The following is a 20,201-nucleotide window of genomic DNA, read 5'->3' on the forward strand; positions in this document are numbered from 1 at the left end:
TATTATATCACTAATCAGCGAATGAGTCAATAAGTGAATTACTGTTGATTAATCGTTTGACGAATTGATTGTACCTTGGCTGGAATATCACTGGCACCGACAATATCGGTAACTATCGCAATAATCTTTGCACCGCACTGTTTTACTTCTCGAATATTGTGCTCTTTAATACCACCAATGGCGACAAATGGAATTTGATGGTTTTTAGCAACATACTCGAGATAGGTAAGCCCTACTGGTTCACAAACGTCTTTCTTAGTATGGGTGGCAAATATGGGCCCAACACCAATATAATCTATACACCCTAATTCTACTGCAGCTTTAACCTGCGCCGGTGAGTGGGTGGATAAACCAAGAATCATGTCACTGCCGATCAATTCTCTAACCTTGGTTGGCGGTAAATCTTCCTGGCCAACATGTACGCCGTCAGCGCCAATCAGCATCGCCAAATCAATATGATCATTAATGATGAAAGTGACGCCGGCTTTCTTCGTCATTTCCCGTATTCTCAGACACTCTGCATACATTTGTCCAGCCTTTTTGTCTTTTTCCCGATATTGAATCACTTTAATTCCGGCAGCAATTAATAATTCTACTACTTCAACATTGTTTCTGCCAAGAGAATATTCTTCGGCGGTCAAGGCATATATGTCTGTGGTTAAAAAATTGGCCATACCAGGTTTATGCATCGAATTATCCCTCCTTATTAACGTAAAAAATAACTTAGAATGACATCTGCTTGTTTAGCTGCCGCAATATGCACACGTGGCGCAAGCGGCGGACACTCTGGCCCAATTGCCGAGGTCAAATCACCGATAAGGTAAAAATTTTCTTTAAGTTGACGGACAATAATACTGTCACTGTCGCCCCAACCAGCCAGCCCCGAAGCAGCCACAAGCAGTTTCCCTGAATTAATATATGTCTCAACAATCAGCTTCTTATATTCCGCGCGGTCAAATGCTTCGACAACAGCGTCACAGTCTGCAAACACATCCTCGGTCATATTGTATTCAAATTTTCCTTGGACTGCCTCGATATTAATATCAGGATTAATAAGCCTAAGATTCTCTTTAAGTGCTTGGACTTTTGATTTTCCTACCTGGTGCATGAAGTAAAATTGCCTGTTTAAATTGCTGGCATCAATGACATCAAAATCAATTATCTTAAAATGCTTAAAACCGGTACGTACCAACATCTGGGCGCAGTTTGAACCAAGTCCACCAGCCCCAGCAATACCAATTTTTATTTTGGCGATTTTGGCCAGTCTGTCTGGAGTTAAATACCGGCTAAGCCCTTGTTCGAATTGACTCACCACTGTCACCACATCTGCCAGTCTTTATATACAGGTTGGTAATTGTGAGAATACAGCATGGCTGCCATCTCAGCTACGCTGCGTTCGTCAGATATTTCAAACTGTCCGACAGATGGCTCTTCTGAATGACCACCAACGGCTGTGCATGACCCGGCTGACATTTTGGTAATTCCAAGTTTGACCATATTATTACGCAATGCAGCGCTCTCACGTGTAGATAGTGTTATCCCCCCGCGCGGCATAAACAGTCGGAAAGCCAACACATATTGGACGAGATTTTTGTCGCTCACAATAACCTTTGGTGGAAAGCCACCGACATGTGGTCTCATTCTAGGCGGCGACATACTGATCTCAACATCCAGATACTTTCGCTGCAAATAATCGGCATGTACACCTGTCAGAAAAGCCTCGCTGCGCCAATCACCAAGACCTAACAGCGCACCAATGTTAACAGCACGCATAGCTGCCTGGCAAGCCCGTTCAGGAGCGTCTAGGCGGTAACGGTAATCACGCTTAGGCCCGGCCGGGTGTAGTTCAGCATAGGTTTCCTCATGATATGTTTCCTGATAGATAGTCATTCCGTCAACGCCGGCTTTAACAAGTTCACTATATTCTTCTGTATTGAGAGGATATATCTCAATACTAATAGATGTAAAATAGTCTTTTAATATTTGAACACATTCTTTGATATACTCGACAGAAGAATGATGCCGTGATTCTCCAGTAAGAATAAGAATATGCTTCAAACCGGTAGCGGCGATGGCCTCAGCTTCAGACTTTACTTGCTCGAGTGATAATTTTTTACGCTCAATCGTGTTATGGGCATGAAAACCGCAATATACACACTGGTTGACACAGTAATTAGCCAAATATAGCGGTGTATACAGCAGGATGGTATGTCCAAACTGTTGTACTGTGAGGCGATGTGCCTGCTGGGCCATAGACTCAAGATGCCTCTCGGCTCTAGGGGACAAAAGCGCCAGGTAATCAAAGGCGGTTAAACGGTCTTTACTAATAATCCGCTGAATATCGTTGTCAGTAATCTGTTCAAAGAAAGCAGCGAAATTCAAATCCTGGTATTTTAACAATTCTTCATAAACACTCATGTTACGACCTCCTCCCGACAACGCTGCAGTTATTCGTGCAGAAAACCAGTCAATGGTGACGAAGCATCCGCATAGTCCTGAATGGCCCCAGGTCCGGCGAGGTATGCTTTGCGACCAGCGGCAACAGCCAAGCCAAATGCTTCAGCCATAACGATCGGACTGCTTGCTGTTGCTACAGCTGTATTAACTAGCACTGCCGCCGCTCCCATTTCCATGGCTTCAGCAGCTTCTGATGGACGGCCAATGCCGGCATCAACAATAATTGGCAGAGGAATTTCTTCAATAAGGATTTTCACCAGTTCTTTTGTTTTAAGACCGCGATTCGTACCAATTGGCGCTCCCAGCGGCATAACAGCAGCTGCACCGGCGTCCACCAAACGCTTTGCAGCCATTAAATCTGGACTCATATAGGGAAGTACAACAAAACCTTCTGCAGCTAAAATTTCCGTAGCTTTAATGGTTTCAATATTATCGGGGAGCAAATAACGGTTATCAGAAATAACTTCAATCTTAATCCAGTTGCCACACCCGGCTGCCCTGGCTAACCGGGCAATGCGAACGGCTTCATCCGCAGTTCTGGCACCTGATGTATTTGGCATTAACGTACACTCTTTCGGTATGTAGCCGACTATGTTTTCTTCGTTATATTCAGGGTCGATTCGCCGCAAAGCAACCGTTATCACCTGGGAACCGGAAGCTCTGACGACCTCTGGGATAAGTCTGTTATTTGCAAATTTGCCTGTTCCTAAAAATAAACGACTGGTTAGTTCCTTACCACCAATAGTTAAACCATCCCAAGCTAATTTTTTCTCCATAAAACTCAGCCTCCTCCTACAAAAGTGACTACCTCGAGGCAGTCTTCCGGTTGCAAAACAATGGCTTGCCATTCTTCTTTTTTAACTATTTTCTGGTTATACTCGATCACAATGACTTCAGGGTTAAATCTTTGGTCAACAACAAGTTCAGCAATGCTAAGACCATCTGAAATAAACAATTCTTTGCCGTTCACAGTCAATCGCAAAATTCTTCCTCCTTTTGAATAATAAAAAAAGCACGTCCCCCCGATGGGTAATGACGCGCACAATTACACAAATTACACACGACCTCCCTCCGCAGGTATTATCCCGATCAGGTAATGGAGGTAAGGAACTCGTTAGTTCCACTCTCAGCCCATAACATGAGCTCCCTCGGTCACTCGATATTTTTTTGTATGAATTTATTGTATACCAGGATTAGGCAAATCGTCAAACTATTTATAGCTGCAAAATACAGACTAAATAAGCCTAATAGGTTGTAAATACGTCCTCATTCGTATTTTTGGCAATAATTGTAATATTCCAGAGGTTTTTCTTGGCACAATCGTTTAAATAGCCAGCTACACATTCGACTACCGGTTGTTCGGTGGCAAAATGGCCAGCATCAATAATAGTCAGTCCTTCTGCAACTGCCTGTTGCGCCTCATGATATTTTACATCGCCGGTTACCAAGATATCAGCGCCAGCTCTAATTGCGTTTTTGATTAGACTTGCCCCACTGCCGCCGCATACTGCTACTTTGCTTATTAAGGCATTTACCGAACCCGCCGCTTTTACTGAGTTGATATTTAACGCTGTTTTTACGTGACTGATAAAGCGATCAAGGCGCATTGGACTGATCAGGCGGCCCACTCGTCCCAGCCCGTAGCTTGAACCTTTATTTAACAGCAAGTATTCGTCATAAGCAACTTCCTCATAGGGATGCGCTGCCAACATTGCGCTTATTACGTCTGAACGCAAACTAGCCGGCAAAATAGTTTCCAGACGGCATTCATCGACAAACTCAAGTCTGCCTGGTTCACCAATGAACGGCTTCGATTCAGTTAACGGCAAAAAAGTTCCTGTACCGTGAGTCAGAAAAGTACAGTGACTGTAATTGCCAATATGCCCCGCACCAGCCTCAGTTATAGCCTTTCGCACCTGCTCAACATGAGTACTAGGCACAAAAATGACTAGCTTGTGAAGTTGTTCCTGATATACAGTGGCTAATGGTCTAACTTCTTTTAGCTCTAACTTTTGAGCTAATGCATCATTGACGCCACCAGGGGCGCTGTCAAGATTAGTGTGAGCGGCATAAACGGCTATGCCAGCTTTAATTAGAGCAGCCAACATACTACCTTGCGGTGAATCAGTTCGGATGCTGGTAATGCCTTTGAAGATCAGCGGATGGTGAGCTATAATCAAGTCAACACCTACCGCAATTGCCTCGTTAACAAGCGTTTGATCTACATCTAAGGCAACAATAACTTTATGTATATTTTGCTCAGGGTGGCCAAGAAGCAGCCCGACATTATCCCAGGTCTCCGCCAAGTGTTTTGGAGCCAGTTTTTCAAGCTCTGCAATGATATCCCGGCATATTACAGGCATAGCAACTTTTCCTCCAATTCTTTAAGCTTAGTGGTATATTCTCTGTATTTAACAGATTTAACAGCGTCGGCACTGCCCTCCATAGCTAAAATCACGCCACGCAAATGGCTGATTAACTCATTAACGTGCAGCTTTAGCAACGGATGCTTTGACTGCCATAGGAGCGGTCCAATTTCATATAGCACCGGTTCAACAACTGAGCTCACACCAGGTTCGGCAGCAATGATCTGATACAGTTTCCCTTCTTCCTGCACCAACTGCTCATCGACAATCCGCCAGCCATGAGTATGTAACCAACTGCGAACATTTGCGGCAGCAATCATGGGTTGTAAGATAAGACGTTTTACCGTTCTAGTTACTTCAGGACGGGCCTGTAAGATATCAATAATATTTGCTCCGCCCATGCCAGCGATAACCACGACATCCGCTTCGCCAGGCTCGACAACCTCAAGTCCATTGCCTAGGCGTACTGAGATATGCTGCTTTAGGTGTACCGCTGCAACCGCGTTGTGAGCCGATAAATACGGCCCCTGATGAACATCACCTGCAATGGCAGAGGTAACAATTTTCTGTTCTACAAGATATATGGGCAAATATGCGTGGTCTGTGCCAACATCAACCATAGTTACTCCGGCAGGTACCATGCCTGCAATAGCTCTTAATCGCTGACCCAATTTCACTAAACAGCCCTCCTGGCAAAATTCCATTAGATTCACTTGATGGATTAAGTAAACGCAGTAGTATGTATAGCAAAAAACCTGCGAAGTTAACTTCGCAGGTTTTTTGCTGTGGTGGGCGATGACAGGATCGAACTGCCGACATCCTGCTTGTAAGGCAGGCGCTCTCCCAGCTGAGCTAATCGCCCAAGATGGTGACCCGTAAGGGAATCGAACCCTTGATACCGCCGTGAAAGGGCGGTGTCTTAACCGCTTGACCAACGGGCCATAAAATAAATGGTGGGCCCACCTGGGATCGAACCAGGGACCAGCCGGTTATGAGCCGGCTGCTCTACCGCTGAGCTATAGGCCCTAGAGATATTAAAACAGGTTTTCCGAAGAAAGCCTGTTTCATCCGTTTAATAACTGGCTCCTCGAGTAGGACTCGAACCTACGACCGATCGGTTAACAGCCGATTGCTCTACCAACTGAGCTATCGAGGAATATCGCCAACGTTGATTATTATAAAACAATGTCTAGGTTACGTCAAGTGCTTTATTTAGTTTTTATTCAAGAAAATCTTTCAACTTTTTGCTACGGCTGGGATGACGAAGTTTCCTGAGCGCTTTAGCTTCGATCTGACGGATACGTTCGCGCGTAACACCGAAATACTGCCCCACTTCCTCAAGTGTCCGCGCCCGGCCGTCATCTAGGCCAAAACGCAGACGCAGTACCTTCTCTTCACGAGGAGTCAGTGTTTCAAGAACCTCTTCAAGCTGTTCTTTGAGCAACATGAAAGATGCTGCTTCGGCCGGAGCCGGAGCATCCTGATCTTCGATAAAGTCTCCCAGATGCGAGTCTTCTTCTTCGCCAATCGGCGTCTCTAGCGATACGGGTTCTTGCGCTATTTTCATAATTTCCCGTACCCGTTCAACGCTGACATCCATAGCTTTGGCAACTTCTTCGGGTGATGGCTCCCGACCTAATTCCTGCAGGAGCTGCCGTGATACCCGAATAAGTTTATTAATGGTTTCAACCATGTGAACAGGAATACGAATCGTACGCGCTTGGTCAGCGATCGCCCTAGTTATTGCCTGGCGTATCCACCATGTAGCATACGTACTGAACTTATATCCCTTATTGTAATCAAACTTTTCTACCGCTTTGATTAAACCGAGATTACCTTCTTGAATAAGATCAAGGAAAAGCATGCCGCGACCAACATAACGTTTGGCAATGCTTACAACCAGCCTCAAGTTGGCTTCAGCCAGCCGACGTTTAGCCTCCTCGTCACCTTGTTCCATACGCTTGGCCAGTTTAATCTCCTCGTCAGCAGTTAAAAGTGGTACCCGGCCAATCTCCTTAAGATACATTCGAACTGGGTCATCGATGCTAATGCCTTCAGGAATGGTGAGATCTATATCTACTTCTTCGGCCGTTGATTCAATCTCAGACATGTCTGGGCCTTCAATCAGTTCAACATCCGGAACTTCGTCAACAATCTCAATGCCTTTGTTACTAAAAATTTCATACATATCGTCAATTTCATCAGGGCTCATATCTTCGGTCTGCATTGTATCCATAATCTCAGAATACGTTAACACGCCACGTTTTTTAGCCTTGTGTAAAAGCTCATTGACTTGCTCACCCGACGTATTTTTCTTATCGGCCATAGTTTTCCCCCCTTCCTCTGGCATTTGACGGTAATAGACAGTTTACTATTTGATTATTAATGATGTAATTTGCTAATTTCATGTTTAATTCGCTGACTTTCCGCCAATTCCTGCAGAAAGCTACTATCCCCCATGCGTTCTAATTCATCGGCCATTAGCCGGTGTTGTTCATATAATGCGGTCAGATGTGCTAGCCGTATAGTTTTAATACAGTCATCAACAAATTTGACCACATCATCAAATTGTATATCCATTAACATAATATGAGAAAACTCAATCTTTGCTTTTTCACTTAGGCTATCTACACGGGCATGGATTGCCGTCTGCGTTATATTTTTTTCCATATTATACGCAGTAAATATGAATTTAATAATCTCTTGTTGTAGAACGCCTTGTATTTCTTGTGGTAAAATTTTAGCCGATACATAGGGAATAAGAGATAAATCATCGCACAACAGTCTGATAAGCTGACGTTCCGCCTGTACTACAGCTGGAGGCACCTGCTTATATAAGAGCGCAATATTTATAGTTTTCCCGTTTTTTACATTTTTATCCTTTTTGAGTTGCACAATATACTTTGTTATCTCGCTTCTTAAAGCACTTTCATCAACTGCAAGTACTTGAGATAAACGGGTAATATGAGCGTTTACTTCGACTGCGTTATCTGCTTCCGCCAGAATAGGCGCCAATTTGCCGACAACGGCAATTTTGCCTTGAACTGTAGAATAATCATCCGATTTGAGTGCCCGGTCAAGTTGATAATCCAGCAGCGGCTGAGCTGATTTGAGCAAGTCGTTGAAGGCACTGCTGCCATGTTTCCGAATAAATTCGTCCGGGTCTTTACCATCAGGTACTGACACTACTTTAATGGCCGCCCCTAACGAACGAACTGTATCCAGCGCACGAACGGTAGCGTTTTGTCCAGCGGCGTCGCTGTCATAGGAAAACAACAGCTCGGCGTTAAGTTTAATGAGATTTCTAGCCTGTTCAGACGTAAACGCTGTACCTAACGATGCTACTACATTTTTGATACCCTGACTATACAGTGTTATAACATCCATATAGCCTTCTACGATGATAACCTGACCAGAATCACGAATGTGCTTATAAGCATGATCAAATCCAAATAAGACATGTCGCTTGTTAAAAATCTCAGTCTCCGGCGAATTGAGGTACTTAGGCTGACTATCGTCTAGGACCCTGCCCCCAAAACCAATGATTCGTCCCCTCACGTCACTTATGGGAAACATAATCCGATTACGGAATCGATCGTAAACACCATCCCCTGAAGTGCGGGCGGCAGATAATCCCGATTTGAGCAATATATCGAGGGCAATACCACGTTCACAGAAGGTTAATGATAGTTTATCCCATGCCGGCGGTGCAAACCCTAGTTTAAAGAAATCAATCATTTCGGCAGATATGCCACGGTTAATCAAATATTCGCGGGCAGCTTTGCCATAATTGGTTTTAGTTAAACAAGCATGGAAAAAGTCTCTGGCTAACTCATTTACCTGATATATTTTCGCAAGTTCCTGGTCTCTGGCTTGCTCGCGGGGTGACTTCTCCTTTTCCGGCAATGGAATATTAAGTTTTTTCGCCAGCAGTTTTACGGCTTCGATAAAAGTAATGTTTTCAACCTTCATTAAAAAATTAAAAACATTGCCGCCGGTCTGACAACCAAAACAATAGAAAAAACCTTTGTCCGGAGTTACCGAAAACGATGGCGTTTTCTCATGGTGGAAGGGGCAGCATCCCCAATAATTTTTTCCCTTCTTTTTTAGCGATACATAATCGGAAACCACGCCGATAATATCGCTCTCTGACCGCAATCTATCGATAAAATCATCGAAAACTGCATCTTTCATAAGATTCACCTTATCCAGGCAATGACAAATTCCCTGCTTTGTTTTATGGCTTCGAAATATGCAAATAGTTCCAAGCTTTGACTTTATTCTACATTAAGACTAATATTCCTGCCAAAGGGATGCAAGTCATACAAAGTTGTTTATAGAGCCTTTCTTATCATCTTTTATTTTTATAATTATTATTCAATATGAATGACAAAATTCCTCTTTTAGATCTTGACAAAGGTGAACATTTTTGCTCAAGAAAAAAAACAGAGCTCTAGTTTAAGCTCTGCAAACTATCTTGATATCCCCCAGGTAGCTGGGATGAATAGTTTCTCAAATTGTTTAATAGCATATAGATCAGTCAAACCAGCGATGTAGTCAATCACAACCGTCTGCAAGCCCCACTGTTCTTCACGCTCTAAAAATTCTTGCGGTAGACTGCCAGGGTTGGCTATGTAGTATTCAAACAGCTTACTGACAACATATTTGGCCTTTTTCCGGTCAGGTTCCAGCTCAGCTGAATGATAGATTTTTTTAAACATAAACTCCCTAAACTCATTCATAGCCGCTTTGACCCGGCTGGACATAATAATCTCATTCTTTCCTTCAGACTCGGTAATAATATCCGATACCATCACCGTTATCATGCTTGAGGGATTTGTACCCAAAACCTTACTCACAGGTGACGGCAAATCCGAAGGCTTCAACATACCTGCACGAATGCCATCGTCATAGTCGTGGCACAGGTACGCAATACGATCACCGCTGCGCACGATATTCCCTTCAAGTGTAAAAGGTTTGTTATCACCAGTATGATTTAAAATACCGTCTCTAACCTCTGCAGTCAGGTTAAGACCCTGCCCACCTCGTTCAAGATATTCTACCACTCTTAAGCTTTGCTCGTTGTGATTGTAATGGCCGATAAGTTCGCGTAGAGCATACTCACCAGCATGACCAAAGGGGGTATGTCCAACATCATGGCCTACTGCAATCGCTTCGGTCAAATCTTCGTTGAGCATAAGGCCACGAGCAATTGTTCGGGATATCTGCGCAACTTCCAAACTGTGGGTCATACGCATGCGATAATGGTCGCCGGGAGATATGTACACCTGTGTTTTATGTTTAAGACGCCTAAAAGATTTACTATGTATGATACGATCCCTGTCTCGCTGAAAAGCAGTACGGAAATCACACAGCGATTCTTCCCTGTCCCGTACGGCATCGCGACTTTTTGCAGCATATGTTGATAATATTTTAAACTCTTGTTCTTCAATGCGCTCACGAACTTTCATGCTTAAAAGCCCCCTTTCCTTATATAGTATTATAACATTATTTACCTTTATTTAATAGCTAACCGCCCTTAACACCTGTTTTTTAAGCTAGAAGGCAGATTGCTGCATATTTTGCCAGAGGCATTTTCTAAAGTTATTTGCTATAATAATGTAAGAAGGGAGCGAACTAAATGAAGTATAATAAAATATTTTTGTCTACTCTTTTAATATTTATTCTATTAACGGGGGTTGCCTCTGCGGCCAAACCAATTATAACTGCTGATCGTACATACTTTGATATTAATTCAGGCTTATATATTCTAAACGGCAATGTTTACATTGAAGTGAGAGACCGGGTTATTATGGCCGGCCAAGCCAGAGTAAACCCAACGACTATGGAAGTTTGGGGAACAGGCGGCATTTCTGTACAGCAGCGTGATATCAATTTTACCGGTGATAGCGTTTATATTTATGGTTCCAAGGCGCAGGCAAAAATTGACGGTGGAGTAAACCTGTCACGTTCGGGACTCTCCATTAACGCTGATAATGTAGACTTTAACTGGCGTACCAGAGTCGCCGTTTTTAATGGTAATGTACAGGTATCTCAGGGCAGCAACAATTGGTCAGCTGATTCTGTAAGCTATAACGTTGATTCGAATAGTTTCTTGTAAAATCAAAAATATCCCTGGCAAGCATTGTGAGCTATGCCAGGGATATTTTTATTTATTATTTGCCAGTTTATTTTTCTGAACTACTTCTAATATTCGATTAGCCGTTTCTTCTATCGCCTTGTTTGATACATCGATTACCGGACACTGCAGCCGTCTCATAATTGAGCGTGCATAATCAAGTTCCTCATGGATCCTTCCAATGTTGGCATAGCTGGCATCAGGCGCCAACCCCATGGTTTTTAGGCGCTCACAACGGATTTCGTTGAGCTTAAACTTATCTATGATCAGGCCCACAATACGGTGAGATGGCACTTGAAAGAGTTCTTGCGGCAACGGCGCCTCCGGAACGAGCGGAACATTAGCCACTTTAACCTTCTTATGAGCCAAATACATACTAAGTGGAGTTTTCGAGGTACGTGATACACCAATAATGACGATATCGGCTTTTAAGAGACCCAAAGGATTCTTGCCATCATCATATTTAACAGCAAATTCTACTGCTTCTACCCGTTTAAAATATTCCTGATCCAGTTTATGGATCAGACCCGGCTTAAGGCGGGGAGTCATTCCTGTAACTTTTTGCACAGCATAAATCATTGGTCCCATTATATCAATTGTCGGAATGTTATGCGCTTGAGCCTGTTCTAGCAACGCCTCACGCAAATTAGGCGACACCAAAGTATGACAAATAACACAAGCATGTTTCGCCGCTTCTTGCACTGTTTCGGCAATTTGTTCCACCGAGTTGATATACGGGATTCTAATAATATCAAATTCTCCGGAGCTAAACTGGCTGGCAGTAGCACGAGCCACCATCTCGGCAGTTTCACCGATAGAATCTGATAATGCATAAATAATCGGCAGGCTAGCTATAGCAGTTCCCCTCCTCGTCCCTCGCCAAGTTCAACAAACAATCTGGCGATATTAGTTTTGGTAAGCCGTCCGATCACTTCATAGGCTTTCGCACCTTGATGATTGGTTAACGAAACGACCGGCAGACTATCTACCTCGTTATCGATAATTTTCTTTGCAGCTGTTAAAACAGATTCGTCCGGAGATGTAACAACGATCTTGGGCATTGGAGTCATAAGTACTTTAACCGGCATCTTATGAAGGTCACTCCCGCCCATAGCTACCTTAAGCACATCTTTACGAGACACCACTCCGGCTAGAATTCCACCAGGCTCTACTACAAATACTGAACCAACATCTTCAAGAAACATGGTGACGACAGCATCATAGGCGCTGGTGCCTGATGTCACAACAACAGGCACTGACTGTATATCCTGCACCTTTATCCTGCTTACTTGTTCTGTAAGCATGCTTATAGCATTTTTTCCGGTATAGTAGTAGCCTACTTTGGGGCGGGCATCGACCATACCGGACATCACCAGGATAGCTAAATCAGGCCTGAGGGCCGCTCTGGTTACATTAAGACGTTCAGCGATCTGTTCCCCGGTAATAGGGCCTAAAGTCCTGACCATCTCAGCAATTTTCTCTTGCCGCGGCGATAAACCCAATAAGTGCCACCCCCTTTTCATTACGGGCGTAATTCAACTAGATAACGACAATTTTAGTTATATCAGCAGTATGTGCCGATAGGCCGGATATAGCCTTTAATAATGCCAATCGATTGTTTTTGACAGCCTCATCTTCAACCATAACCATAACCGCTCCAAAAAAACCATCAATTGGCGCAGCCATACCAGACAGCACATTAAGTACACCCTGATAATTTTTTTCTGTTTCATATTTTTCAATTGCGTTGTGAGCTTCTAAATAAGCTTTGAACAAGTCGTGCTCAGCCGGGGCAGCAAACAGGCTGGGGTCAACGGTCTGAGAACCGGCATTTTTCGCTAGATTTCCCACCCGTACAAGAGCCTGTACGGCCTTTTGCATAGCAATGCTTCCACCCGCTACAGCCATAGCTTTAGCTCTCAGCCATGTATCATAAATATCATCAACACCTGTTGCCAATACAGCGTCGATCATGTCATATCTTAATTTTTCGTCAGATAGAATATTTTTAATTCGAAGGCGGAAGAATTCCTGAATGTCTGTTAACAGTTTAGTCCTGCGCTCATTATCGGTAATACCTAACAAGTCCATAGCCTGTTCAGTTACAGCGGCTAAAGAAACATGATACTTAGCGTCAATAAAAATATTCACTACACCAAGCGCTTGGCGCCTCAGTGCATATGGATCCTGAGAACCTGTCGGGATAAGTCCCCGGCTGAAGGTAGCCACAATATTATCAACCTTGTCGGCAATACTGATTAACCGACCGGCAGTTGCCTGGGGCAATTGGTCACCAGCAAACCGCGGCAGATAATGTTCAAACACTGCCTCAGCCACTTCTTGCGGTTCGCCGCTTAGCAGGGCGTATTCCCGACCCATTATGCCCTGTAGCTCAGTAAATTCATTGACCATACCTGTCACTAAGTCGGCTTTAGCCAAATAAGCGCCGCGGTTCACAACAGTAAGTTCGCCCTGACTAATCGCAAGCATTTGTCCTATTCCTGCAGCCAGACGTTCTAAACGCAGAACCTTATCATAAAGTGTACCCAATCCTTCCTGGAACACAATCGTCTTAAGTTTTTCCACGCGATCAGCTAATGGCACTTTTTGGTCTTCTTCAAAAAAGAACCGGGCGTCTGCCAACCTTGCTTTAAGCACTCGCTCATTACCGTGACGAACAATATCAATATGATCAGAGCCGCCGTTGCGGACTGTGATAAACATTGGCAGCAGTTTTCCATCTTTCCCGGTTACAGGGAAATACCGCTGATGCTCACGCATCGGAGTAATAATGGCTTCAGGCGGTAAGCTGAGATATTTATCTTCGAAATTACCGCACAGCGCTGTCGGGTATTCTACAAGATAGACTACTTCCTCTAACAACTCTTCGTCAATTGTAGCTGTTCCGCCACGGCTTACCGCCAAGGTTTCAATTTGCTCTTTAATTATGCGGCGGCGCTCATCTTGATCAACCATAACAAAGTTTTCGCTGAGTCGAGCAAAATAATCCTCAACTGAATTTACCTCTACCTCAGCCTTCCCCAGGAAACGGTGGCCACGCGTAATCTTACCGGAGGTCACTCCCGGCAGTGCGAAAGGCACAACCTCGTTACCAAACAATGCTACTACCCAGCGGATTGGGCGGACAAAGCGCATTTCAAGATCGCCCCAGCGCATGTTTTTGGGAAATGACAAGCTCGTTACAATATCTGTTAAAAGCCCTGGCAGAAGCTCAGTAACCGAGCGGCCGATTTCCTGGACAATGGCATATATGTAGCCATCCTTAACAACAAGTGCTGACGGGTCAACACCCTGTCCCCGGGCGAAACCTAATGCAGCTTTGGTAGGCGCTCCGTCTTGATCAAAAGCAATTTTTACTGCCGGACCTTTATTCTCACTATTTTTATCGGCTTGGCTTGCAGCTACTGCTTTAACAATAACCGCCATACGGCGCGGCGTGCCAACAGCCCTGACTTCACCGTGGGTAATCCTGAGTTCTGACAGTTTAGCTTTAGCCATATTTTCAAGCTGCGCTAATGCACCCGGCATAAACTTTGCAGGAATTTCTTCTGTACCTATTTCTAACAGTAAATCTTTGGTCATGGCTTACTTACCTCCCTTTAGGAGCGGATAGCCCAGCTTTTCGCGCTGCTCTAGATAGCCTTGAGCACAGAGCCGCGCCAGGTTTCGTACTCTGCCAATAAATCCTGTACGTTCACTAACGCTGATTGCGCCGCGGGCGTCAAGCAAGTTGAAGCTGTGGGAACACTTTAACACATAGTCATATGCCGGAAGTACGAAACCCAATTCAATAACTCTAATCGCTTCTTTTTCGTACATGTCAAACAACCTGAATAACAACTCAGTATCAGCGATTTCAAAATTGTAGTGGGACTGTTCAACTTCATTGCGGTGGAAAATATCGCCGTAACTAATGCCATTTATCCATTCGATATCAAAAACGTTTTCTTTTCCTTGAATATACATAGCCAGCCGCTCTAGTCCGTAGGTGATTTCTACAGATACCGGCTTAACGTCAATACTACCAACTTGCTGGAAGTAGGTAAACTGAGTAATCTCCATGCCGTCCAGCCACACTTCCCAGCCTAGTCCCCAGGCACCTAGTGTCGGTGATTCCCAGTTGTCCTCAACAAACCGGATATCGTGCTTAGCCGGATCGATTCCCAGTTTAGCCAGGCTAGCTAAGTATAATTCCTGAATATTAGACGGTGATGGCTTCATAATAACTTGATACTGGTGATGTTGGAACAGGCGGTTGGGATTATCACCATATCGTCCGTCAGCCGGACGGCGCGAAGGCTCAATATAAGCCACATTCCATGGCTCAGGTCCCAGTGCCCGTAAGAACGTTGCCGGATTCATAGTTCCCGCACCTTTTTCCACATCATACGGCTGCTGAATTATACATTTTTGTTCTGCCCAAAAGTTTTGCAGTGTCAGGATTATCTCCTGGAATGTCATAGTTTCTGACCTCCTATTAAAAATAAAAACATCTCGTCCCAGTAACTTAATTTCAAGTTACAGGGACGAGATGTTACTCCCGCGGTTCCACCCTGATTGGCCGTGTACAAACGACCCACCTTAATCTATTACAGGTTTTACTCTCTCATAAGACTGATTCAACATTTTGAACCATCTCAGGATTTCCTCCTGCAGCTTGGGAAGGCCTTTCACCTTTGTAATACCAGGCTTACACTATCCCTGGTTCGCTGCACTAAAAGGTTACTTATTCCCGCATTGCCGTACTTTTAGACTCTTTCCACTATATAGTCGTAACTATTAGCTATAATACCCAATGCTCAAAATTTTATCATGGAAATATAGGAAAATCAAGGGGGTCTTATCGAACTGACCGCCAAACAGCTTACTTATGGGTAGATTCGACTTTTACTCGTTTATTTAGTAGTTCTCTTGAACAGGCAGGACAATAATCATGGGTGAATTCTGCCTCAGAGTGTTCCTGCAGGTACTTTGAGATATTAATCCATTCTCCCTTTTCGTTACGGATATTGTGACAAGATGAACAAATTGGAATTAACCCCGAAAGCTCTGTGATTAAGGATATATCCTCAATGATCAATATAGCCAGTGTGTGCTGCTTGTACACAAGCGGAGCTGCAGTTACCTGTAATACAAACTCCTTTATCGCATTATCCTCGATAACAGAAAACTTACCTTTTTGACGGGAGACCGTTTGTCCACTGATTGCTAACACAGCATTAGCCCTAAGAATACAGTTCTCACAATTAGAATTAGAACCACACCCATTTTTAGCATTAACGCATCGAAACAAATCGCCGCCACGGCGATAAGCATTATCCTTGAGCGGTTCAACACAAAACATTCTACTTCCTTCGGGATTTATAGCATGAACATACCCATTTGCATCTGCCAGAACTATTCCAGCTGGAATAATTTTGAATAAAAGCTTAAAAAACTCATTATCTTGCAATAAGTCGAGCATTATGCACTTCCTTTCATCCCTAAGATATATTACAATATTTTCAACATTTAACCATTTTTTCCTGCTGCGATAAAGAATGCAAAAAAAAACACTCTTCAATACGCGAAGAATGTTTTTTAAAAAATCGATTTTGCAGCTAAATACTAATACGCATCCCTAGGAAACTTGTCCATTTCATCCTCGGCTTCTTCCTCTTTGGCATCAGCCTGCTCCGTATCCTGCCTTACTACTTCGATAGTACAACGCTTAAACACAGCCACCAGCACGCCCAAAGCTGCCAGCTGCGGCAATACCACAGCGCCAATGGCGCCCAGCGCTACAGGTATTTCAGCCAATACCCGCCCATCATGCTTGACACGTATCTTATTGACATTACCTTCGCGGATAAGTTCTTTCACTTTGTCAATGACCTCGGTTGAACGCACCGAGAACTCTTCTGTCCAGTTGGTTTTGTTCTTATCCTCAAGCTCAATAAGAGTTTCAATCACATTGCCTTCATTGCGTTCTAACGCCCCTTTAGCTTCCCGGTAGGATACACCTGTACGTTCACGAATCATATCAATTTTCTCTAAAGTAATATCCATCTTGTACAACCCCCAATATTTTTGGGTTAGTTTCCCCGATTATACAGCTGTTATTCCTTTCCTATAGGGCATTAATCCTATTGATAAAATCCAAGGATTTCAAGGGACGTTCCAGTTGGTACCGTACAAAACCATACAGCAGACTCTCAGCACTAGCCAGTGTTTTAGCGTTGATGGCAAACTGCCCCGGTTGACTTAAATCCATTGTAAGTAACTTGTCTAAAAAATCTTTATCTGATTGTTCAAACTCTGGTGCGCCAGATGGAGTGCATGAATAGCACGTGCCACCACCATCAGGATAACTAAAACAGGCTGGCAAACTCAGTTCCCGGCCGCACCGGGCGCAGCGCTCGTATTCAGGCTGAAACCCGGCAAATACCATTAAATGCCATGCACCAGCCAGCGCAGCAATGCGTGGATTGCGGGCAGCGAGCAAATTTAATACAGTTAATAGTGTATCAAAAACCTCTGGCGCAGACTGGCGCTCCGGCCACAACCCGGTTGTCAATTCGGCAATAAAATTGGCATAAGCTAATCTTGTTAAATCTTCCCGTATTTGCCGAAATGAGGTTTGTATCTCACACTGCTTTATTGTATCCATACCCTTTCCACCGGAGGATATGGCCAAATTTAAATGAGAAAACGGCTGCAAACCGCCCCCCAGCCTGTTTCTGGGTTGACGTGCACCATACGCCATAGCGGTGACAATACCATGTTCACGCGAAAACAAAGTGACCACCCTGTCAGCAGCGCTCCAATCGCGCGCCGCCAACAGAATGGCTTCAGTTTGATACTCTACTGCCATCTAACCTCACGTAATAAGTTATTCCAAAGATATTCTGGTTCAGCTAATAGTTCTGTGGATTCATCCGCTGATTCAAGTTGACTGGTGCGGGAATCTAAACAGGCACGATAGGTAAGGTAAGCATCGATATTACCGGTACTTAAAAAAATCTCCCACATTGTTTCCCGTAATAACACTCGACATCATCCCTTCACTCTTATATTGGCAGGCAGGACTAGCCACAAACCTATTTAATTAAAAACTACGCCTCTTCATCTGTTTCCAGAGGAAAAAGCGGTACAGCCTTCACTCTTACAATCCTAAAGCCGTTAACGCGGAGCACCTCAAACGAATAGTCACCAATATTCACCTTGTCGCCGGTTTCAGGACGGCGCCCTAACATTCCGAATATATAACCACCAAGAGTATCTTCCTCATGGTCCTCTAATCGGATATTCAAGAGCTCAGTTACATCATCTAACAGCACCCGGCCATCAAACTCATAACTCCCGTCAGCCAAACGCTGAATTTCAATATCTTCGATTACATCATGTTCGTCCTGAATATCGCCGACAATTTCTTCAATTACGTCTTCAAGTGCTACTAAACCGGCCGTACCACCATATTCATCAGCAACCACAGCCAAATGAGTTCGCTTACGTCGCATCACTTGCAAAAGGTGCGCAACGGACATACCTTCAGGTACTACTAATATCTCCCGGACAATGGATGTTAAGTCACGTTCACCATCTGGACATATATCAAAGTCCATTAGGTCGCGAATGTGAACCATGCCAATAATGTGGTCTTTATCCTCTACACACAGCGGATACCGGGTATGACCTGTTCCCCGTACCACCTTCATGTTTTCCTCAAAGGTATCGTCAGCAAACAGGCATATCATATCCTGCCGTGGCACCATAATTTCCCTGGCCAGGCGGTCAGCAAAATCAAAAACGTTGTCAATGAGCTCACTTTCCATCTGATTTAGTACGCCGCCACGATGGCTGGCACTCACAATCATCCTTAGCTCTTCTTCAGAATGAGTCAGGTCAGCTTCATTAACGGCTTTAATTCCCATCATGCTCAGAATCGACTTGGCGGTGCGATTGAACAGTAGAATAATAGGATAACCAAGCTTGTGAAAAATATATAACGGCCACACACAAACCAGCGCCATGCTCTCAGCCCGTTGGATAGCCATCGATTTCGGCACAAGTTCCCCGAGAACGATGTGTAAAAAAGTAATAAGAATAAAGCCTAAAGCAATACTTATAGTAGTAATCATCCACTCAGTAAGCGGAACATATTTAAGCAAAACAGGCTCTAATAAGGATGATATAGCTGGTTCACCTAACCAGCCAAGCGCCAGGGATGCCAAGGTAATGCCTAGTTGGGTCGCACCTAGATAAGTATCGAAAGAAGTCACGACCTTTAAGGCTAACTTAGCCCTACCGTTACCCTGATGAGCCAATTCTTCCAGCCTGGTTTTGCGAATTTTCACTAGCGAAAACTCGGCTAACACAAAAAAACCATTGATTAAAACCAGTAAAATTGCAGCCCCCAGTTTAATTAAACTGAATAAAGGCGAATCGATAACGCATCTCTCCCTAGTTATTGGAATCATTACTGCGGGGCATAATTGCGCCGGCTGTAATAACATATTGCAGTGCACTTTCGCTTGTTACGTCTAAAGGTATTATGTCCCGTCTGGGCAGGATAATATTAAAGCCTGAAGTTAGATTTAAGCTCATAGGGACAAACACGCATACATGCTCTTCAGAAAATTTTTCAGCCAATGGAGTTGATAATTCTGGCATAACAAATCCAAGGGCTTTTACCCCAGGATGGGGATATGGCACCAGTACCGCATTTTCTAATAGCTTTTGTGATTCAAATACGGCTGTGGATATTTGTTTGACACTATTATAAATAAATTTCACTACTGGTATAGAGCTTACGACGCGCTCGCCATAATCAATAACTTTTTTTGAAATCCAGTGCGAAGACAACCAGCCGACAAGAACAATCAAAAACAGGACAACAGCGAGTGCTAAACCAGGAAAATGAATTGGCAGGTATTGCCCTAGCAGACGCTCGGTAAACGAAAAGATATTAATAACTACAACTGCCGTAAGTGCAATCGGTACAATGACAATTAAACCATTAATAAAATATTTATAACCCCACTTCATTAATTCACCTCTCCTTACAAATGATACCATTAAGCGTCGTATTGGTCAATAAATCGAGTAGGAGCTGAGTAATTAATTTACTCAGCGACCTCTCACACCACCGTACGTACCGTTCGGTATACGGCGGTTCAATAGAATTAGTGTATTAATGAATATCTTTCACTTATGGTGATAAAGCCTAATTTCCTTAG

General features: G+C 43.8%; 21 protein-coding genes, 4 tRNA genes and 1 riboswitch. Of the genes, 1 reads left to right on the forward strand and 24 read right to left on the reverse strand.

The features are described 5' to 3' along the window. Positions 1-38 precede the first annotated feature (38 nt). From thiE to VN447_RS12335, 14 genes are all read right to left on the reverse strand, one after another. Positions 39-689, reverse strand: a complete 651-nt coding sequence (gene thiE / locus VN447_RS12270) for a thiamine phosphate synthase (RefSeq protein ID WP_325525643.1) — start codon at positions 687-689, stop codon at positions 39-41. Between the two features lie 17 nt (positions 690-706). Further along, complete coding sequence (gene thiF / locus VN447_RS12275) at positions 707-1,312, reverse strand: sulfur carrier protein ThiS adenylyltransferase ThiF (RefSeq protein WP_325525644.1); 606 nt, start codon at positions 1,310-1,312, stop codon at positions 707-709. Between the two features lie 5 nt (positions 1,313-1,317). Further along, positions 1,318-2,418: a 2-iminoacetate synthase ThiH gene (gene thiH / locus VN447_RS12280; protein WP_325525645.1), complete on the reverse strand. Its 1,101-nt coding sequence runs from the start codon at positions 2,416-2,418 to the stop codon at positions 1,318-1,320. A 29-nt stretch (positions 2,419-2,447) separates the two neighbouring features. Then, the gene (locus VN447_RS12285) at positions 2,448-3,233 is read right to left on the reverse strand and encodes a thiazole synthase (RefSeq protein WP_325525646.1); all 786 of its coding nucleotides are present in this window, start codon (positions 3,231-3,233) and stop codon (positions 2,448-2,450) included. Between the two features lie 5 nt (positions 3,234-3,238). Further along, positions 3,239-3,439, reverse strand: a complete 201-nt coding sequence (gene thiS / locus VN447_RS12290) for a sulfur carrier protein ThiS (protein ID WP_325525647.1) — start codon at positions 3,437-3,439, stop codon at positions 3,239-3,241. Between the two features lie 67 nt (positions 3,440-3,506). Further along, positions 3,507-3,617: riboswitch (TPP riboswitch) on the reverse strand. 84 nt (positions 3,618-3,701) lie between these two features. Next, positions 3,702-4,820, reverse strand: coding sequence for a Nif3-like dinuclear metal center hexameric protein (locus VN447_RS12295; RefSeq protein WP_325525648.1), 1,119 nt, complete (start codon positions 4,818-4,820; stop codon positions 3,702-3,704). Then, the gene (locus VN447_RS12300; protein WP_325525649.1) at positions 4,811-5,500 is read right to left on the reverse strand and encodes a class I SAM-dependent methyltransferase; all 690 of its coding nucleotides are present in this window, start codon (positions 5,498-5,500) and stop codon (positions 4,811-4,813) included. Before VN447_RS12300 ends, VN447_RS12295 begins: the two co-directional genes overlap by 10 nt. Before the next feature lie 109 nt (positions 5,501-5,609). Next, a tRNA-Val gene (locus tag VN447_RS12305) sits at positions 5,610-5,685 on the reverse strand. A gap of 4 nt (positions 5,686-5,689) precedes the next feature. After that, positions 5,690-5,764 (reverse strand) — tRNA-Glu (locus VN447_RS12310). Between the two features lie 10 nt (positions 5,765-5,774). Beyond that, positions 5,775-5,849, reverse strand: a tRNA-Ile gene (locus tag VN447_RS12315). Positions 5,850-5,903: 54 nt separating this feature from the next. Further along, positions 5,904-5,979, reverse strand: a tRNA-Asn gene (locus tag VN447_RS12320). A gap of 63 nt (positions 5,980-6,042) precedes the next feature. Continuing rightward, on the reverse strand, positions 6,043-7,149 hold the full coding sequence (gene rpoD, locus VN447_RS12325; protein ID WP_325525650.1) for an RNA polymerase sigma factor RpoD: 1,107 nt from the start codon (positions 7,147-7,149) through the stop codon (positions 6,043-6,045). Between the two features lie 56 nt (positions 7,150-7,205). Next, entirely contained in the window at positions 7,206-9,017 is a 1,812-nt protein-coding gene (gene dnaG, locus VN447_RS12330; protein ID WP_325525651.1) for a DNA primase, read from the reverse strand. 278 nt (positions 9,018-9,295) lie between these two features. Next, positions 9,296-10,294 (reverse strand): deoxyguanosinetriphosphate triphosphohydrolase, encoded by a 999-nt coding sequence (locus VN447_RS12335; protein WP_325525652.1) that lies wholly within the window; start codon positions 10,292-10,294, stop codon positions 9,296-9,298. Positions 10,295-10,464: 170 nt separating this feature from the next. Between VN447_RS12335 and VN447_RS12340 the strand changes: the two genes are divergently transcribed. Beyond that, positions 10,465-10,944, forward strand: a complete 480-nt coding sequence (locus tag VN447_RS12340) for an LptA/OstA family protein (RefSeq protein WP_325525653.1) — start codon at positions 10,465-10,467, stop codon at positions 10,942-10,944. A 48-nt stretch (positions 10,945-10,992) separates the two neighbouring features. Here VN447_RS12340 and VN447_RS12345 read toward each other — a convergent pair whose 3' ends face one another. The 10 genes from VN447_RS12345 to VN447_RS12385 all read right to left on the reverse strand — a co-directional run bounded on the left by VN447_RS12345 (position 10,993) and on the right by VN447_RS12385 (position 20,010). After that, a complete protein-coding gene (locus VN447_RS12345) occupies positions 10,993-11,817 on the reverse strand; it encodes a pyruvate, water dikinase regulatory protein (protein ID WP_325525664.1) in 825 nt (274 codons plus the stop codon). Then, positions 11,814-12,464, reverse strand: coding sequence for a helix-turn-helix transcriptional regulator (locus VN447_RS12350; RefSeq protein WP_325525654.1), 651 nt, complete (start codon positions 12,462-12,464; stop codon positions 11,814-11,816). Before VN447_RS12350 ends, VN447_RS12345 begins: the two co-directional genes overlap by 4 nt. 37 nt (positions 12,465-12,501) lie before the next feature. Beyond that, complete coding sequence (glyS, locus tag VN447_RS12355) at positions 12,502-14,565, reverse strand: glycine--tRNA ligase subunit beta (RefSeq protein WP_325525655.1); 2,064 nt, start codon at positions 14,563-14,565, stop codon at positions 12,502-12,504. 3 nt (positions 14,566-14,568) lie between these two features. Continuing rightward, positions 14,569-15,444: a glycine--tRNA ligase subunit alpha gene (gene glyQ, locus VN447_RS12360; RefSeq protein WP_325525656.1), complete on the reverse strand. Its 876-nt coding sequence runs from the start codon at positions 15,442-15,444 to the stop codon at positions 14,569-14,571. A gap of 403 nt (positions 15,445-15,847) precedes the next feature. After that, positions 15,848-16,447, reverse strand: coding sequence for a histidine kinase (locus VN447_RS12365; RefSeq protein WP_325525657.1), 600 nt, complete (start codon positions 16,445-16,447; stop codon positions 15,848-15,850). A gap of 143 nt (positions 16,448-16,590) precedes the next feature. Next, positions 16,591-17,031, reverse strand: coding sequence for a DUF4342 domain-containing protein (locus VN447_RS12370; RefSeq protein ID WP_325525658.1), 441 nt, complete (start codon positions 17,029-17,031; stop codon positions 16,591-16,593). A gap of 61 nt (positions 17,032-17,092) precedes the next feature. After that, positions 17,093-17,836 (reverse strand): DNA repair protein RecO, encoded by a 744-nt coding sequence (gene recO / locus VN447_RS12375; protein WP_325525659.1) that lies wholly within the window; start codon positions 17,834-17,836, stop codon positions 17,093-17,095. Then, positions 17,827-17,994, reverse strand: a complete 168-nt coding sequence (locus VN447_RS23300) for a YqzL family protein (RefSeq protein ID WP_414714908.1) — start codon at positions 17,992-17,994, stop codon at positions 17,827-17,829. Before VN447_RS23300 ends, recO begins: the two co-directional genes overlap by 10 nt. A gap of 83 nt (positions 17,995-18,077) precedes the next feature. Further along, on the reverse strand, positions 18,078-19,442 hold the full coding sequence (locus VN447_RS12380; protein WP_422663599.1) for a hemolysin family protein: 1,365 nt from the start codon (positions 19,440-19,442) through the stop codon (positions 18,078-18,080). Beyond that, positions 19,426-20,010 carry a DUF502 domain-containing protein gene (locus VN447_RS12385; RefSeq protein ID WP_325525661.1) on the reverse strand — a complete coding sequence of 195 codons (585 nt, stop codon included), beginning with the start codon at positions 20,008-20,010 and terminating at the stop codon, positions 19,426-19,428. The genes VN447_RS12380 and VN447_RS12385 overlap by 17 nt, the downstream gene beginning before the upstream one ends. Positions 20,011-20,201: the final 191 nt, after the last annotated feature.

The sequence above is a fragment of the Sporomusa sp. genome (assembly GCF_035561155.1).
GTDB lineage: Bacteria > Bacillota > Negativicutes > Sporomusales > Sporomusaceae > Sporomusa.

Excerpts from the sequence above, each read along its gene's own strand:
- thiE (WP_325525643.1), bottom strand. The coding sequence starts at position 689 with ATGCATAAACCTGGTATGGCCAATTTTTTAACCACAGACATATATGCC.
- thiH (WP_325525645.1), bottom strand. The coding sequence starts at position 2,418 with ATGAGTGTTTATGAAGAATTGTTAAAATACCAGGATTTGAATTTCGCT.
- VN447_RS12285 (WP_325525646.1), bottom strand. The coding sequence starts at position 3,233 with ATGGAGAAAAAATTAGCTTGGGATGGTTTAACTATTGGTGGTAAGGAA.
- VN447_RS12295 (WP_325525648.1), bottom strand. The coding sequence starts at position 4,820 with ATGCCTGTAATATGCCGGGATATCATTGCAGAGCTTGAAAAACTGGCT.
- rpoD (WP_325525650.1), bottom strand. The coding sequence starts at position 7,149 with ATGGCCGATAAGAAAAATACGTCGGGTGAGCAAGTCAATGAGCTTTTA.
- dnaG (WP_325525651.1), bottom strand. The coding sequence starts at position 9,017 with ATGAAAGATGCAGTTTTCGATGATTTTATCGATAGATTGCGGTCAGAG.
- VN447_RS12335 (WP_325525652.1), bottom strand. The coding sequence starts at position 10,294 with ATGAAAGTTCGTGAGCGCATTGAAGAACAAGAGTTTAAAATATTATCA.
- VN447_RS12340 (WP_325525653.1), top strand. The coding sequence starts at position 10,465 with ATGAAGTATAATAAAATATTTTTGTCTACTCTTTTAATATTTATTCTA.
- glyS (WP_325525655.1), bottom strand. The coding sequence starts at position 14,565 with ATGACCAAAGATTTACTGTTAGAAATAGGTACAGAAGAAATTCCTGCA.
- glyQ (WP_325525656.1), bottom strand. The coding sequence starts at position 15,444 with ATGACATTCCAGGAGATAATCCTGACACTGCAAAACTTTTGGGCAGAA.
- VN447_RS12365 (WP_325525657.1), bottom strand. The coding sequence starts at position 16,447 with ATGCTCGACTTATTGCAAGATAATGAGTTTTTTAAGCTTTTATTCAAA.
- VN447_RS12370 (WP_325525658.1), bottom strand. The coding sequence starts at position 17,031 with ATGGATATTACTTTAGAGAAAATTGATATGATTCGTGAACGTACAGGT.
- recO (WP_325525659.1), bottom strand. The coding sequence starts at position 17,836 with ATGGCAGTAGAGTATCAAACTGAAGCCATTCTGTTGGCGGCGCGCGAT.
- VN447_RS23300 (WP_414714908.1), bottom strand. The coding sequence starts at position 17,994 with ATGTGGGAGATTTTTTTAAGTACCGGTAATATCGATGCTTACCTTACC.
- VN447_RS12380 (WP_422663599.1), bottom strand. The coding sequence starts at position 19,442 with ATGATTCCAATAACTAGGGAGAGATGCGTTATCGATTCGCCTTTATTC.
- VN447_RS12385 (WP_325525661.1), bottom strand. The coding sequence starts at position 20,010 with ATGAAGTGGGGTTATAAATATTTTATTAATGGTTTAATTGTCATTGTA.